The following is a 15,331-nucleotide window of genomic DNA, read 5'->3' as shown; positions in this document are numbered from 1 at the left end:
AAATGTGCGTGGGGGACGGGGTCGATCCACCAGAATGGTGCGGTGCACTACGGCATCCTCGGCACCACCACGGCCCACCACGACGACGGCACCCCGGTCCCGCTCGGCGGAGCCCGGCTGCGCGCCCTGCTCGCCGCGCTCGCACTGCGGCAGGGACGGCCGGTGCCGGCCGACCTGCTGGTCGACGAGGTGTGGGAGGCCGAGCCACCGCAGGACGCGTCGGCCGCGCTCCAGACCCTGGTCGGCCGGCTGCGCCGGACCATCGGCCGCGACCGGGTCGGCTCCGGCCCGGCCGGGTACTGGCTGACCGAGCCCGCCACGGACCTCGCCGAGTTCCAGCGGCTGGCCGGGGAGGGCCGGCGGGCGCTGGAGCAGGGCGACCACATGTCGGCCGCCGAGCGGCTGCGCGCCGCGCTCTCGCTGTGGCGCGGTCCGGCGCTCGCCGACCTGCCGGACCGGGGCGGCCCGGCGACCAGGCTGGAGGCACAGCGCGAGGAGGCCCGCCGGCACCGGATCACCGCCGAGCTCGGCCTCGGCCGGGCGGCCGAGCTGGTGGCCGAGCTCGCCGAGCTGTGCGAGGGCCGGCCGCTGGACGAGCCGCTGCAGTACCTGATGGTCCGGGCGCTGCACGAGTCCGGCCGGACGGCCGAGGCGCTGCGCCACTACGAGCACACCCGGCGCGCCCTGGCGGACGAGCTGGGCGTCGATCCCGGGCGCCGGCTCCAGTCGCTGTACGCCGAGCTGCTGAGCCCGGCCGACCAGACGGCCCCGGCAGCTCCGGCGGCCCCGGTTGTGGAGGGCTCCCCGGCCGCGGTGCCCGTGCCGCCGGCACCAGGAGCAGCCGCACCGGCAGCGGCAGCACCGGCAGCACCGGCGGCACCGGCACCGCCCGCCCGGGCGCTCGGCAATCTGCGCGGCCGGCTGACCAGCTTCGTCGGCCGGGAGAACGACCTCGCCGCACTGCGCTCCGTCCTGGCCACCAGCCGGCTGGTCACCCTCACCGGCCCCGGCGGCTCCGGCAAGACCCGGCTCTCGGTCGAGGCCGGCCGCCTGGAGCAGGGCGCCGGGCACTGGCCGGACGGCGTCTGGGTGGCCGAGCTCGCCCCGGTGGAGCGCCCGGACGCGGTGCCGGGCGCCGTGGTGTCGGCCCTCGGCCTGCGCGCGACCGTCCTGCACACCGGCGCCAGCATGGTCGCCGAGGTGATCGAGGGCCGCACCGACGACCCGGTGCGGCGGCTGATCGAGCACTGCGGGCGCCGCCGGATGCTGCTCGTCCTGGACAACTGCGAGCATCTGATCCAGTCCGCCGCCGACCTCGCGGACACCCTGCTCACCGAGTGCCCGGGGCTGACCGTGCTGGCCACCAGCCGGGAGCCGCTGGGGGTGCCGGGCGAGACCGTGCTGCCGGTCGAGCCGCTGCCGGACCCGGTGGCGCTGCGGCTGCTGACCGAGCGGGCCGCCGCCGCCCGCCCCGGCTTCGACCCGGAGAGCGACCCGGAGGCCTGCGCCGAGATCTGCCGCCGGCTGGACGGGCTGCCGCTCGCCATCGAACTGGCCGCCGCCCGGCTCCGGGTGATGACGGCTCGGCAGATCGCCGACCGGCTGGACAGCAGGTTCGCGCTGCTCACCGCGGGCAGCCGGACCCTGCTGCCGCGTCAGCAGACGCTGCGCGCGGTGGTCGACTGGAGCTGGGACCTGCTCGGCAAGCAGGAGCGCGCGGTGCTGCGCCGGCTGGCGGTGTTCGCGGGCGGCTGGAGCCTGGAGGCGGCCGAGTCGGTCTGCTCGGACGAGGCCGAGGTGCCCCGCGAGGAGGTCGCCGACCTGCTGCTCTCGCTGGTCGACAAGTCCCTGCTGGTGGCCGACCTGGACGGGGAGGGACCGCCGCGCTACCGGATGCTGGAGACCATCCACGAGTACACGGACGAGCGGCTGGCCGAGGCGGAGGAGACCGCCGCCACCGGGGGCCGGCACGTCGAGTACTTCCGCGAGCTGGTCCGCGGCGCCGACCTCAATGTCCACGGGCCCGAGCAGCTGCACTGGCTGGCGGTGCTGGAGCGCGAGCACGACAACATCCGGGCGGCGCTGCGCCGCGCCGTCTGCCGCCGGGACGAGGGCGAGGCGCTGGTCCTGGCGCTGGGCATGAGCTGGTACTGGTCGCTGCGCGGCTACAGCCAGGAGGCCCGCCGCTGGTACGACGCGGTGCTGTCGATCGGCCCCGACCCGTTCGACGCCGGGGCCCGCCCGCTGCCGCTGGACCGGCACGTGCTGGAGTACCCGGTGCCGATGCCGCCGGAGGCGCTCGGCGAGGCCCGCCGGGCGATCGTCATCTACCGGCTGATCAGCATGTTCGAGGGCAATCTCGACGTCCTGGCCGACCAGGAGGCGGTCGCCACCGCCCGCAAGGTCACCGAGGCCTACAGCCGCGACCTGCCGCAGTCCTACCGCTTCCCCGGGCTGATGCGGGTCTTCGGGGCCTTCCTGATCGGCCGGCTGGACACCATGCGGGACCTGCTGGACGACGCGGTGGAGGGCTGCCGGGAGCACGGCGGTCCGAGCGACCTGGCGTTCATCCTGCAGATCCGGGCCAAGATGATGAACGACTGGCCGGGCGGGGCCGAGCAGAGCACCCTGGACGGCGAGGAGTCGCTGGAGCTGTACCGCCGGGCCGGCGACCGCTGGGGGATGTCCCAGGCGCTGTCCGCGCGCGGCGAGTCGCTGGCCAACCAGGGCCGCTCGGCGGAGGCGGTCGAGGCGTACCGCCGGGCGATCGAGCTGGCCGAGGAGCTGGGCGCGCCGCAGGAGGTGCCGATGCTCCAGGTGCACCTGGGCTCGGCGATGCTGGACCACGACCTCGCGGCGGGTGAGCGGCGGATCCGGGCGGCGCTGGAGGGGATCGAGCCGGGCGACAACCAGGCGACCAACGGCGCGCTGCTGTTCGGTCACCTGATGCTCTGCGGCATCAATGTGCAGCGCGGGGACTTCGCGCGGGCCTTGGCCGAGCTGGACGCGCTCCGGTGGACGCGGATCGGCGCGTTCGCCCCGGACGTGGTGGGCGGGATGCTGACGGTCACCCGGGGCTGGATCACCGCCCGGGCCGGCGACCCCGACCGCGGGCGGGAGCTGGTCAGCGAGGGCCGGCAGCTGATGCGCTCGGTGCCGCTCGCGGCGAGCGGCTTCGTGGAGCAGATGTCGGTGATGATGCTGCCGCCGGTGATCGGGCTGCTGGAGGCGTTCGCCCGGCGGGACGGCGACCTGGCGCAGGCGCGCCGGGCCGCGGTGCTGTTCGGCGCGCACGCCGGGATGAACGGGCCGAAGGGCGGCTACCTCGACCGGGTCGAGCGCGAGCGGTCCGAGGAGGTCCTGCGCGGGATGCTCGGTGACGCGGAGTTCGGGGCGGCGGTGGCCGAGGGGCAGGAGATGTCCATGGCGGAGGCCAACGCCATGCTCGACCGACTGGTGCACTGAGCCGGGAGCACTGAGTAAGGAGTAAGGAGCAGGGCGCAAGGAGCCGGCCCCGGGCGCTCCCCTCGCGCGTCCGGGGCCGGTGCGCCGGCCGGTCGGCCGGGGTTCAGGTCCGCTTGCGGAACCGGGCGACGGCGAGCGGCGCGAAGACCGCGGTGATGCCGACCGACCAGGCCAGCACGATCAGCACCGGGTGCGCCACCGCGCCCTGGCCGTTCATCAGGGCCCGGCAGGCGTCGGCCAGCGCGGACAGCGGGTTGACCTTGGTGAAGGCCTGGAGCCAGCCCGGCATGGTGTCGGTCGGGGCGAAGATCGAGCTGCCGAACTGCATCGGCATCAGGACCAGCATGGAAACCCCCTGGACGGCCTGGGCGCTGCGCAGCGCCATGCCCAGCAGCATCGAGATCCACACGATCGACATGCCGAAGAGCAGCGAGAGCCCGACCGCGGCCAGCGTGGGCAGCAGGCCGCCCTTCAGGTCGAAGCCGATGCAGAGCGAGAAGGCGATCATGATGGCGAAGGAGAGCAGCGCGCGGCAGGTCTCCGCGCCGATCTTGGAGAGCAGGACCGAGGCCCGGCCGATCGGCAGGGTGCGGAACCGGTCCATCACGCCGGTCTGGAAGTCGCTGTTCAGCCCGGTGCCGACGGCCATCGCCAGGGTCAGCCCGGTCTGACCCATCAGACCGGGGATCATGTACTGCTTGTAGGCGTCCTGGTCGCCGGAGACGGCGCCGCCGAAGACGTAGACGAACAGCACGGTGAAGATGATCGGCATCAGCACCGCGTCGAACATCGACTCCGGGTCGGCCTTGATCCGCATCAGGTTGCGGCGGGTCAGCGCGCCGACGTGGCGGAGGTTGGCCCCCAGGCCGATCCGGCCGTCCTCGGCCGCCGTCGTCCGGGTGCCCGCGGCCGGGGCCGGGGTCGGGGTGAGCGTGGCGGTGGTCATGCGACGGGCTCCTTGGCGAGGCTGGGGGCGGCGGTGTCCATGGGGTCCGCGGCGTCCGCGGGCTTGCCGGTGATGGCGAGGAAGACCTCGTCCAGGCTGGGCACCTGCGTGTCGATGCCGGCTATGCCGAAGCCGCGGGTGCCGAGGACGCCGACCACGGAGGTCAGCTGGTCGTCCGAGGTGAGGGGCACCGAGAGCAGGCCGGTGTCGGCGGAGAAGGTGGCCGTCGCGATGCCGCTGTCGTGCAGGCAGCGGGCCATCTCGGGGAGTTCGGCCGGGTGCGTCGGGCGGACCTGGAGGGTCCGGCCGCCGACCTTGGCCTTGAGCTCCGCCACGCCGCCGCTGGCGATCACCCGGCCGCGGTCGATGACGGTCAGCTCCTGGGCGAGCTGCTCGGCCTCCTCCATGTACTGGGTGGTGAGCAGCACGGTGGCGCCCTCGGCGACCATCCGCTGCACCTCGTCCCAGACCTCGTTGCGGGTGCGCGGGTCCAGGCCGGTGGTGGGCTCGTCCAAGTAGAGCACCCGGGGCCGGCCGATCATGGAGGCCGCCAGGTCGAGGCGGCGGCGCATGCCGCCGGAGTAGGTCTTGGCGACGCGCTTGGCGGCCTCGGTGAGCGAGAACCGCTCCAGCAGTTCGGTGGCGCGCGCCTTGGCGTCCTTGCTGGAGAGGTCGAGCAGGCGGCCGATCAGGTAGAGGTTCTCGTAGCCGGAGAGCAGTTCGTCGACCGAGGCGTACTGGCCGGTGAGGCCGATGGTGCGGCGCAGCTGCTTGGGCTGGCGCAGTACGTCGTAGCCGCCGACGAAGGCGGTGCCGGCGTCGGGCTTGATGAGCGTGGAGAGGACGCGGACCAGGGTGGTCTTGCCGGCACCGTTGGGGCCGAGCACGCCGAGGACGGTGCCCTCGCGCACGGTGAGGTCGACGCCGTCGAGCGCCTTGGTGCTGCCGAAGTGCTTGACGATGCCGCGGACCTCGACGGCATTCCCCGCGGCGGGCCCCCGGTCGTTCGGGGCGGTGGAGATTCGTGTCATGCGAGAAGACTGTCCGCCGCGACTGACAGCCCGCTGTCAGCGGGGTGACGGGCGGGCGGCCCGCCGGCGAGCCGCTGTCGGCGCGCTGTCAGGCGGCTGTCACCGGCGCCGCGGTCACGGGCGCCGCTGTCACCGGCGCCGCTGTCACCGGCGCCGCTGTCACCGGGGCCCGGCCCGGCCGTGGCCGGGCCCCGGTGACGGGGAGCGCGTCAGTGGAAGGTGTGCTCCGGGGCGGGGAAGGCGTCGCCGCGGACGTCCTCGGCGAACGCGCGGGCGGCGTCGCCGAGGACGGCCCGCAGGTTGGCGTACTGCTTGACGAACTTGGGCACCCGGCCCGCCGTCATACCGGCGAAGTCGGTCCAGACCAGTACCTGGGCGTCGCAGTCCACCCCGGCGCCGATGCCGACGGTGGGGACGGTGAGCTGCTCGGTGACCTGCTTGGCCAGCTCGGCGGGCACCGCCTCCAGGACGACCGCGAAGGCGCCGGCCTGCTGCACCGCCTTGGCGTCGCGAAGCAGCTGGTGCGCGGCCTCGTCGCCGCGGCCCTGGACGGGGTAGCCGCCCAGCGCGTGCACGGACTGCGGGGTGAGGCCGATGTGCGCCATCACCGGGATGCCGGCCTCGACCAGCAGCTCGATCGAGCGGGCGCTGCGCTCGCCGCCCTCCAGCTTGACCGCGCCGACCCCGGCGTCCTTCATCAGCCGGACCGCGTTGTGCATCGCCTGGGCCGGGGACTCCTGGTAGGAGCCGAACGGCAGGTCGGCGACGATCATGGCCCGCTTGGTGCCCCGGACGACGGCGCCGGCCAGCATGACCATCTGGTCCATGGTCACCGGCACGGTGGTCTCGTAGCCGAGGTGGCAGTTTCCGGCGGAGTCGCCGACCAGCAGGACGGGTGTGCCGGCCTCGTCGAAGACGCCGGCGGTGAGGGCGTCGTAGGCGGTCAGCATCGACCACTTCTCGCCGCGCTGCTTGGCTGCGGCGAGGTCGCGGACGGTGACGCGGCGGGTGGTGACTCCACCGTAGAGGGTGGCGGTCGACGCCTGGTTCTGGGCAGGCGAAGGCGAAGAAGCGTTCATCGAACAGGCTCCTGAAGGGTTGTCGTCTCGTGGCGCCGTGCGGCGTCCCCGGATCACCTCCATGCTTGCACGGCCCGGCACGGGTGCAAAAGGGGCGCGGGGTCGTCCGTGTGCGGGAGCGGCCCCGTGGCAGCCCCGTGGATCTTTGCCAGGGCTTTACGAAACGGAGCCGTCTCGTATCGAAATGGGCGCTACGCTGACCGCGGGGGGTTTACGAGACGATCGCGGCTCGAATTTGCCCGCCAGTGCCACGCCGTACCACGGACGGGAAGAAGCCATGACCACCGCCGCCGCGCCACCCCGGGTGCCGGAAGCCATCCACCGCCGCCGCTGGGCGATCCTGGGCACCCTGGTGCTCGCCCTGCTCGTCGTCGTCCTCGACAACTCGATCCTCAACGTCGCGATGAAGACCATCGCCTCCCCGGCGCCCACCGGCATCGGCGCCAGCCAGAGCGACCTGGAATGGTCGATCAACTCGTACACCCTGGTCTTCGCCGGACTGCTGTTCACCTCCGGACTGCTGGGCGACCGGTTCGGCCGCAAGCGGGCCCTGCTGGCCGGCATGGTCGTCTTCGGCCTCGCCTCGCTGCTCTCCGCGCTCGCCTCGACGCCGGGCGAACTGATCGGCTACCGCGCCCTGATGGGCATCGGCGGGGCGCTGGCCATGCCGGCCACGCTCGCCATCATCATGAACGTCTTCGAGCGCGCCGAGCAGCCCAAGGCGATCGGCATCTGGGCCGGCGCGGTCGGACTCGCGATCGCGATCGGCCCGATCACCGGCGGCCTGCTGATAGAGCACTTCTGGTGGGGCTCGGTCTTCCTGGTCAACGTGCCGATCGTGATCGTCGCGGTGATCGCGATGGCCCTGCTCGTCCCGGAGTCCAAGGACCCCGCCCCGGGCCGGATGGACCCGGTCGGCGTGCTGCTCTCCATCGTCGGCCTGGTGGCGCTGATCTTCGGCATCATCAAGGGCGGCGAGCTGGCCGACTTCACCGCCGTCGCGGCCTGGGGGCCGGTGCTGCTCGGCCTGGTGGCGCTGACCGCCTTCGTGCTCTTCGAGCGCCGCACCGCGCACCCGGCGCTGGACGTCGGCTGGTTCCGCGACAAGGTGTTCAGCGCCTCGGTGGTGGTGATCGGCGTGGTGTTCTTCGCGCTGATGGGCGTCTCGTTCTTCGGCGTCTTCTACACCCAGAGCGTGCGCGGCTACAGCGCCCTGGAGGCCGGCGTGCTGATGCTGCCGCTGGCCGCCGCCCAGCTGGTCTTCGCCCCGCGCGCCCGGCTGGTGGTCGACCGCTTCGGTGTCCGCGCCACCTGCGCCGCCGGTATGGCGTTCATCGCGGTCGGCTTCCTCGGCTACCTGCTGCTGGGCGCCACCACCCCGATCTGGGTGCTGGTCGTGCTCGGCCTGCTGATGGGCACCGGCATGGCGCACGTCATGCCGCCGATCACGGTCGCGATCATGGGCTCGCTGCCGCGCGAGAAGGCCGGCGCCGGCTCGGCCGTCAACAACACCTTCCGCCAGGTCGGCGGCTCGCTCGGGGTCGCGGTGCTCGGCGCCGTGCTCTCCACCGTCTACCGCGACGGGATCTCCGACAAGCTCGCCCAGCTGCCCACCCCGGAGCTGCGGGACAAGGCGGGCGAGTCGCTGGAGGCCACCCTGGGCGTCGCCGCGCGACTCGGCGACCGGGGCCGGGAACTGATCGGCCCGGCCAACGACTCCTTCATCCACGCGATGCACGTGGTGGCCGGGCTGTCCGCCGGGATCACCGCGGTCGGCGCCCTGCTGGCCTGGTTCCTGCTGCCCGGCAAGGTGCCGGCCGGCGGCCCGGGCGGCAGCCCCGCCGGTCCCGGTCCCGGTGCGGCGGCGGACGCGGCCGGCGAGCGGGCCGGTTCGGCCCGCCGGACGGCGGACGCGGACGTCTGACCGGCGGCCGGGGGGCGTCCGACCGGCGGCCGGGCTGAGCGAGAATGGGGCCCTGTCGCCGGGAGGACCGCCGGCGACAGGGCCCACGAGCGCGTGCGACCCCCGCCCCTCTCCGGGCGGGGGCTCCACAACCGGGAGATGCGAGATGAAGACCGACCCGACGGCCGCGCCGCCGCACTGCACCGGCCCGCGCCGCGGCAGGCCCCGCAGCGAGGCCGCCGAACAGGCGATCTTCGCCGGCGTCGAGGAACTGATGGCGGCCGGCACCAGCCTGGCGGAACTGACCATCGAGGGCATCGCCACCGCCGCCGGCGTCGGCAAGGCCACCATCTACCGGCGCTGGCCCAACAAGGAGGCCCTGCTGATCGACATGGTCAGCCGGCTGGAGGAGCCGCTCCCCGAGTCCACCGGGTCGATCCGCGGCGACCTCGTCGCGATGATCGAGTACATGCGGTTGCGCGGCCTGGCCAAGCGCTCCCGCTGGGTGCTCAAGGCGGCGCTCGGCCAGATGCACAGCTGGCCCGAGCTGCACGCCGCGTACCGCGAACGGGTGATCGCGCCCCGCCGGGAGGCCGCCCGCCAGGTGATCCGGCGCGGTGTCGCCGCCGACGAGCTGCGCGCCGACCTCGACGAGGAACTGCTCGGCGATCTGCTGATCGGCCCGATCCTCGCCCGCAGCGTGCTCTGGGACGACTCCGACCTCGACGACCCGCAGCTCGCCGAGCGGATGGTCGACGCCCTCCTCGGCGGCGTCGCGGGCCCCGCCCTCCGGCCCGCCCGGGCCTGACCCGACGGATACCCCGCCGTCCCCCCGTCGCCGTCCCGCGCCCCCGGCCGGCCCTCCCGTCGGCATCGCCGCAGGCCGGGAGGCCGTTCCGGCCTGCGGTGAGCCGCGCAGTGGCCTGGCTCACCAACCGGGCCACGCCGGAACCCCGGTCGCCCGACCGGGCGTCTGTCCCGGCATAGGCTGGGCCGGAATCCGACCGAACCGGCACAGGTCCGGCATGCCCTCCGCCCACCGGGCGGCGGCGCACCCCGGACGGACAGACGGCGCGAACGACGGGAGTCACGGATGGCGCAGGCGGACAGGGCGGACCGGGTGTCCCCCGCAGAGGCCGGCGACCCGGGACCCGGCCGGCGCCCGGCCGGATTCCTCGGCGTGCGCGACTGGGGCCGGGACGCCCGGGGCAGCACCACCTGGTGGCGCGGCCTCGTGCTCGCCGTCCTGGCCCTGCTCACCGGCGCCCTGCTGGCCTTCCACGCCGAGGTGCCGAACAGCGTCGGCAACCTCGGCAGCCTGCTGGAGACCTTCCTGCCCTGGCTGGGGCTGGCGGTGCCGGTCCTGCTGGTCCCCGCCCTGCTGCGGCGCTCCGCCACCGCGCTGCTCGCGCTGCTGGTGCCGGTGGCGATCTGGGCAAATATGTTCGGCGGCCTGCTCACCGACAAGAGCGGCGGCACCGGCGACTTCACCGTGGTCAGCCACAACGTGGCCGCCGCCAACACCGATCCCCAGGCCACCGTCCGGATGCTGGAGAAGTCCGGGGCGCAGATCGTCGCGCTCCAGGAGCTGGCCGGCAGGCCGCTGCGCGCCCTGGAGTCCGGGCTGGCCGCGAGCTACCCCTACCACGCGGTGGAGGGCACGGTCGGGCTCTGGTCCAAGTACCCGATCGGCGACGTCTCGGTGGTGGACATCAAGATGGGCTGGACCAGGGCGTTCCGGGCCGAGGTGACCACCCCGAAGGGCCCGCTCGCGGTGTACGTCGCCCATCTGCCGTCGGTCCGGCTCAAGGCCGAGGGCGGCTTCACCGTCAACCAGCGGGACGTCAGCGCCCAGGCGCTCGGCGACGCGGTCGAGGCCGAGCCGCTGAAGAAGGTGCTGTTGCTCGGCGACCTCAACGGCACCATGAACGACCGCAGCCTGGCGCCGATCACCTCGCAGATGCGCTCGGCCCAGGGCGCGGCCGGGGACGGCTTCGGCTTCAGCTGGCCGGCGTCCTTCCCGATGGCCCGGATCGACCAGATCATGAGCAAGGGCGGACTGGACCCCACCGACTCGCGGACCCTGGAGCGGGACGGCAGCGACCACCTCGCGGTGGCCGCCACCTACCGCTACCGGTGAGCCGTGAGCCGTGAGCCCTGAGCCGCCGCCCCGGAGGCGAAGGGCGAACAATTCAAGCAGCTCAGCCCTGGCGCCACCGGTTGGTGATCGGCAGCCTGCGGTCCCGGCCGAAGCCCTTGACCGAGATCTTCGGGCCCGGCGGGTACTGCCGGCGCTTGTACTCGGCCGTGTCGACCAGCCGCACCACCCGGTCCACCACGGCCGGGTCGAAGCCGGCCGCCACGATCGCGTCCCGGCCCTGGTCGCCCTCGACGTAGAGGTCGAGCACGGTGTCCAGCAGGTCGTAGTCCGGCAGCGAGTCGGTGTCCTTCTGGTCCGGCCGCAGTTCGGCGGACGGCGGCTTGACGATGGTGTTCTCCGGGATCGGCGGCACCGCGCCGAGCCGCTCGGCCTCCTCGTTGCGCCAGCGGGCCAGCCGGAAGATCAGCGACTTGTAGACGTCCTTGATCGGGCCGTAGGCGCCGACCGAGTCGCCGTACAGGGTCGAGTAGCCGACCGCCAGCTCGCTCTTGTTGCCGGGCGCGAGCACGATGTGCCCCTCCTGGTTGGAGATCGCCATCAGCAGGGTGCCGCGCAGCCGGGACTGCAGGTTCTCCTCGGCCAGGCCGGTCAGTTCGGTCGCGGCCACGTAGGCGTCGAACATCGGGGCGATCGACACCGTGCGGAAGTGCAGCCCGGTGCGGCGGGCCAGCTCGGCCGCGTCGTCCCGGGAGTGCTGCGAGGAGTAGCGGCTCGGCATCGAGACGCAGTACACGTTCTCGGCGCCGATCGCGTCCACCGCAAGGGCGGCCACCACGGCCGAGTCGATGCCGCCGGACAGGCCGATCAGCACCGAGCGGAAGCCGTTCTTGCGCACGTAGGCCCGGGTTCCGGAGACCAGCGCGGACCAGATCTCGGCCTCGTCGGCGATCCGCGGCGCGACCTCCGCCCGCCGGGGCTCGGCGGGCGGGTCGGCGGGCTCGCCGCCCAGCTCGGCGCGGACCAGGTGCAGGCCGTCGGCGAGCAGCAGGCCGTCGGTGTGGTCGCTGCTGGCGGCCGGCAGGTCGAGGTCCAGCACCAGCAGGTGCTCCTCGAACTGCGGCGAGCGGGCCAGCACCTCGCCGTCCGGGGCGACCACGACCGAGTCGCCGTCGAAGACCAACTCGTCCTGGCCGCCGACCATGTTCACGTAGGCGAGCGCGCAGCCGGCCTCGGCGGCCCGGCGCCGCACCAGCTCCAGCCGGACGTCGTCCTTGTTCCGCTCGTACGGCGAGCCGTTGATCACCAGCAGCAGGCCGGCCTCGGCCTCGCGGGCGGCGGTCACCCGGCCGCCGTCCTGCCAGATGTCCTCGCAGATCGCCAGCGCGACGTCCACCCCGTGCACCCGCACCACCGGCAGCTGGTCGCCGGGGACGAACCAGCGGTACTCGTCGAACACGCCGTAGTTCGGCAGGTGGTGCTTGGCGAACCGGGTGGCGACCTCGCCGCGGAACAGCACCGCGGCGCAGTTCTGCGGGGAGCCGGCCGGCCGGCCGAAGCGCGGCGAGGCGTGTTCGGAGCGGCCGAGGTAGCCCACCACCACGGGTACCTCGCCGAGCCCCTCCGTGGCGAGCCGTCCGGCCAGGTCGACCAGCCCGGACCGCGACGCCTCGACGAAGGAGCGGCGCAGCGCGAGGTCCTCGACCGGGTAGCCGGTCAGGGCCATCTCGGGGAACGCGACCAGTTGGGCACCGGCCTCGACGGCCTGCTTGGTCCAGTGCACCACCTCATCGCTGTTGCGTGCGATGTCACCGACCCACGGGTCGGTCTGGCAGAGGGCGAGACGGAGATTGGGCATGCCGCCGAGTCTAATCGTCGATCTGACGCAATGTCTCGGCCGGGGTCGCCACTGCCTCCGGCGGCCGGGATCCGCCATGATGGGGAGCAGTCGCCGCCGGGGTCGTCTCCGGGCGTAACACGAACGTAAAGAGCAGAGGTGAGACTGTCCCCATGGGCAAGCAGCAGGAGTTCGTGCTTCGGACGCTCGAAGAGCGTGACATCCGGTTCGTCCGGCTGTGGTTCACCGATGTCCTGGGGTTCCTCAAGTCGGTCGCGGTGGCGCCGGCCGAGCTGGAACAGGCGTTCGAGGAGGGCATCGGCTTCGACGGCTCGGCGATCGAGGGATTCGCCCGGGTGTACGAGTCCGACATGATCGCGAAGCCGGACCCGACCACCTTCCAGATCCTGCCGTGGCGCTCGGAGACCCCGGGCACCGCCCGGATGTTCTGCGACATCCTGATGCCGGACGGCTCGCCCTCCTACGCCGACCCGAGGTTCGTGCTGAAGCGCACCCTGGAGAAGGCCTCCGCCCAGGGCTTCACCTTCTACACCCACCCCGAGATCGAGTTCTTCCTGCTGAAGAACCTGCCCGGCGACGGCACCGCGCCGATCCCCGCCGACCACTCCGGCTACTTCGACCACACCCCGCGCGGGGTCGGCCACGACTTCCGCCGCCAGGCGATCACCATGCTGGAGTCGATGGGCATCTCGGTGGAGTTCTCCCACCACGAGGGCGCCCCCGGCCAGCAGGAGATCGACCTGCGCTACGCCGACGCGCTCTCCACGGCCGACAACATCATGACCTTCCGGCTGGTGATGAAGGAGGTCGCGCTGGAGCAGGGCGTGCACGCCAGCTTCATGCCCAAGCCGTTCTCCGACCACCCCGGCTCGGGCATGCACACCCACCTCTCGCTGTTCGAGGGCGACCGCAACGCCTTCCACGAGTCGGGCGCCGAGTACCAGCTCTCCAAGGTCGGCCGCTCCTTCATCGCCGGCCTGCTGCGCCACGCCGCCGAGACCGCCGCCGTCACCAACCAGTGGGTGAACTCCTACAAGCGGATCTGGGGCGGCTCCCAGCGCACCGCCGGCGCCGGCGGCGAGGCCCCGTCGTACATCTGCTGGGGCCACAACAACCGCTCCGCGCTGATCCGGGTCCCGATGTACAAGCCGGGCAAGCAGGGCTCCACCCGGGTCGAGGTCCGCTCCCTGGACACCGGCTGCAACCCCTACCTGGCCTACGCCGTCACCCTGGCGGCCGGCCTCAAGGGCATCGAGGAGGGCTACGAGCTCCCGCCGGGCGCCGACGACGACGTGTGGGCCCTCACCGACCCCGAGCGCCGCGCCCTCGGCATCCAGCCGATGCCGCAGAACCTGGGCGAGGCGATCGACCTGATGCAGCGCAGCGAGCTGGTCGCGGAGACCCTCGGCGAGCACGTCTTCGACTTCTTCCTCCGGAACAAGAAGCAGGAGTGGGAGGAGTACCGCTCCGAGGTCACCCCCTTCGAGCTGCGCAAGAACCTCCAGGTCCTCTAGAAGGTCCCGCCGCAGGAGGCTGACGCCGCGTCAAGCACCACCGGGCCCGCTGTCGTTCCAATGGATGACGGCGGGCCCGCCGTTTGGGTTGCCGCGTTCTCCGATGGCGGTATGTGAGGGGATTGTGACGTTGCGTTGTGATCCGATAAGCGTGATCAATCCCCTCCCTCCTGAGAGGACCTCATGCCCTCCTCCACCGTCAGCCGCGCCGCCGCCGTACGCACCCTCGCCCGCCGGATCGGGATCACCGGCGTCGCCGTCGCCGCCGTCGCCGGCCAGCTGCTCTCCGCCCCGATCGCGGACGCCCGCGGCTCGGGCCCCCAGGGCCCGCAGCAGCGTGCCGACACCATCGTCTCGAACCCGCTGCCGTTCAAGACGCGCTTCGAAGGCGACTTCCACGGCTCCGTCACGCGGATCAGCAACTCCCTGATGACCTGCGACGAGACCCAGCCGCCGGTCGACCCGGCGCAGCCGGCGTGTGTGGACGCCCGGACCGGTGCGGGCAGCCGGCCGATCAACAACAACTACCAGATGAAGTACATCAACATCGATCCGGGCAGCGTCGGCCCGCTCGGCGACGAGATCTACTCGGCCAGCTCGGCCGACCTCTCGCTGCTGGAAGGCTCCAAGGTCAAGTACGCCCGGCTGTACTGGGGCGGTACCCGGGGCATCGGCGACACCGTCCTGCCGGAGAGCCAGATCGACGAGATCTACCTGAAGTTCCCGGGCGAGAACCAGTACCGCAACATCGCCAACGACCAGCCCTCCATCGGCTACATCACCACCACCGAGGAGAGCAGCTACCAGGCCTCCGCCGACATCACCGACCTGGTGAAGAACGCCGGCAACGGCACCTACACCGCCGCCAACATGGACTCGGTGGTCAAGCCGCACAGCTGGGGCGGCTGGTCGATCGTGGTGGCGTACGAGAACGACTGCAAGCCGCTGCGCCACGTCCACATCTGGGACGGCTTCCAGGTGGAGCTGCCGGACAGCCCGCCCCGCGAGTTCAACCTCGACGGGCTGCAGACCCCGGCCACCGGGCCGGTCGCCGGCAAGCTCGGCTTCATCGTCTACGACGGCGACCTGAAGTGGACCGGGGACACCCTGGCGATGAAGTCCACCAACGGGCCGGAGTCGATCTTCACGGACGTCAACCACCCCTCCAACGACGCGTTCAACTCCACCATCGAGGAGCTGACCCCGGCGGACCAGTTCGTCCGCAACCCGTACAACCGCAACAACTTCGGGTACGACTCCAACCGCTGGGACATCTCGCCGTTCCTGCGCAACGGGGACACCGACATCACCATCAAGTTCGACACCGACAAGGACGGCTACGACCTCGGTGTCTTCTACGCCTACGTGAACCTGGACGGCTCGCTGGAGGGCTGACCGCCCGCCACCGACCGGCGCCGCCGGCCCCCCCACCCCCCC

The 15,331-nt window shown here is 72.7% G+C and carries 10 protein-coding genes; 6 read left to right on the top strand and 4 right to left on the bottom strand.

Features of this window, described 5'->3' with window-relative positions:
• Positions 1-42 precede the first annotated feature (42 nt).
• On the top strand, positions 43-3,465 hold the full coding sequence (locus SM793_RS26760) for an AfsR/SARP family transcriptional regulator (RefSeq protein WP_320440841.1): 3,423 nt from the start codon (positions 43-45) through the stop codon (positions 3,463-3,465).
• Between the two features lie 103 nt (positions 3,466-3,568).
• Here the strand turns inward: SM793_RS26760 and SM793_RS26755 are convergent, their stop codons facing one another.
• From SM793_RS26755 to panB, 3 genes are all read right to left on the bottom strand, one after another.
• A complete protein-coding gene (locus SM793_RS26755) occupies positions 3,569-4,411 on the bottom strand; it encodes an ABC transporter permease (protein ID WP_320440840.1) in 843 nt (280 codons plus the stop codon).
• Entirely contained in the window at positions 4,408-5,442 is a 1,035-nt protein-coding gene (locus SM793_RS26750) for an ATP-binding cassette domain-containing protein (protein WP_320440839.1), read from the bottom strand. The genes SM793_RS26755 and SM793_RS26750 overlap by 4 nt, the downstream gene beginning before the upstream one ends.
• A 209-nt stretch (positions 5,443-5,651) precedes the next feature.
• Positions 5,652-6,521: a 3-methyl-2-oxobutanoate hydroxymethyltransferase gene (gene panB, locus SM793_RS26745; RefSeq protein WP_320440838.1), complete on the bottom strand. Its 870-nt coding sequence runs from the start codon at positions 6,519-6,521 to the stop codon at positions 5,652-5,654.
• Positions 6,522-6,798: 277 nt separating this feature from the next.
• Between panB and SM793_RS26740 the strand changes: the two genes are divergently transcribed.
• From SM793_RS26740 to SM793_RS26730, 3 genes are all read left to right on the top strand, one after another.
• Entirely contained in the window at positions 6,799-8,445 is a 1,647-nt protein-coding gene (locus tag SM793_RS26740; RefSeq protein WP_320440837.1) for a DHA2 family efflux MFS transporter permease subunit, read from the top strand.
• 145 nt (positions 8,446-8,590) lie between these two features.
• The gene (locus SM793_RS26735; RefSeq protein ID WP_320440836.1) at positions 8,591-9,232 is read left to right on the top strand and encodes a TetR/AcrR family transcriptional regulator; all 642 of its coding nucleotides are present in this window, start codon (positions 8,591-8,593) and stop codon (positions 9,230-9,232) included.
• Between the two features lie 285 nt (positions 9,233-9,517).
• A complete protein-coding gene (locus SM793_RS26730) occupies positions 9,518-10,564 on the top strand; it encodes an endonuclease/exonuclease/phosphatase family protein (protein WP_320440835.1) in 1,047 nt (348 codons plus the stop codon).
• A gap of 61 nt (positions 10,565-10,625) precedes the next feature.
• Here SM793_RS26730 and SM793_RS26725 read toward each other — a convergent pair whose 3' ends face one another.
• Positions 10,626-12,380: an NAD+ synthase gene (locus tag SM793_RS26725; protein ID WP_320440834.1), complete on the bottom strand. Its 1,755-nt coding sequence runs from the start codon at positions 12,378-12,380 to the stop codon at positions 10,626-10,628.
• 152 nt (positions 12,381-12,532) lie between these two features.
• Between SM793_RS26725 and SM793_RS26720 the strand changes: the two genes are divergently transcribed.
• Together SM793_RS26720 and SM793_RS26715 are read left to right on the top strand one after the other, a co-directional pair.
• A complete protein-coding gene (locus SM793_RS26720) occupies positions 12,533-13,894 on the top strand; it encodes a glutamine synthetase family protein (protein ID WP_030391579.1) in 1,362 nt (453 codons plus the stop codon).
• 183 nt (positions 13,895-14,077) lie between these two features.
• Positions 14,078-15,289 (top strand): hypothetical protein, encoded by a 1,212-nt coding sequence (locus SM793_RS26715; RefSeq protein ID WP_320440833.1) that lies wholly within the window; start codon positions 14,078-14,080, stop codon positions 15,287-15,289.
• The last annotated feature ends 42 nt before the right edge of the window (positions 15,290-15,331 follow it).

The organism is Kitasatospora purpeofusca (assembly GCF_034043715.1).
Taxonomy (GTDB): Bacteria; Actinomycetota; Actinomycetes; order Streptomycetales; family Streptomycetaceae; genus Kitasatospora; species Kitasatospora purpeofusca_A.
This window is presented reverse-complemented; position numbering and strand designations above follow the sequence as displayed.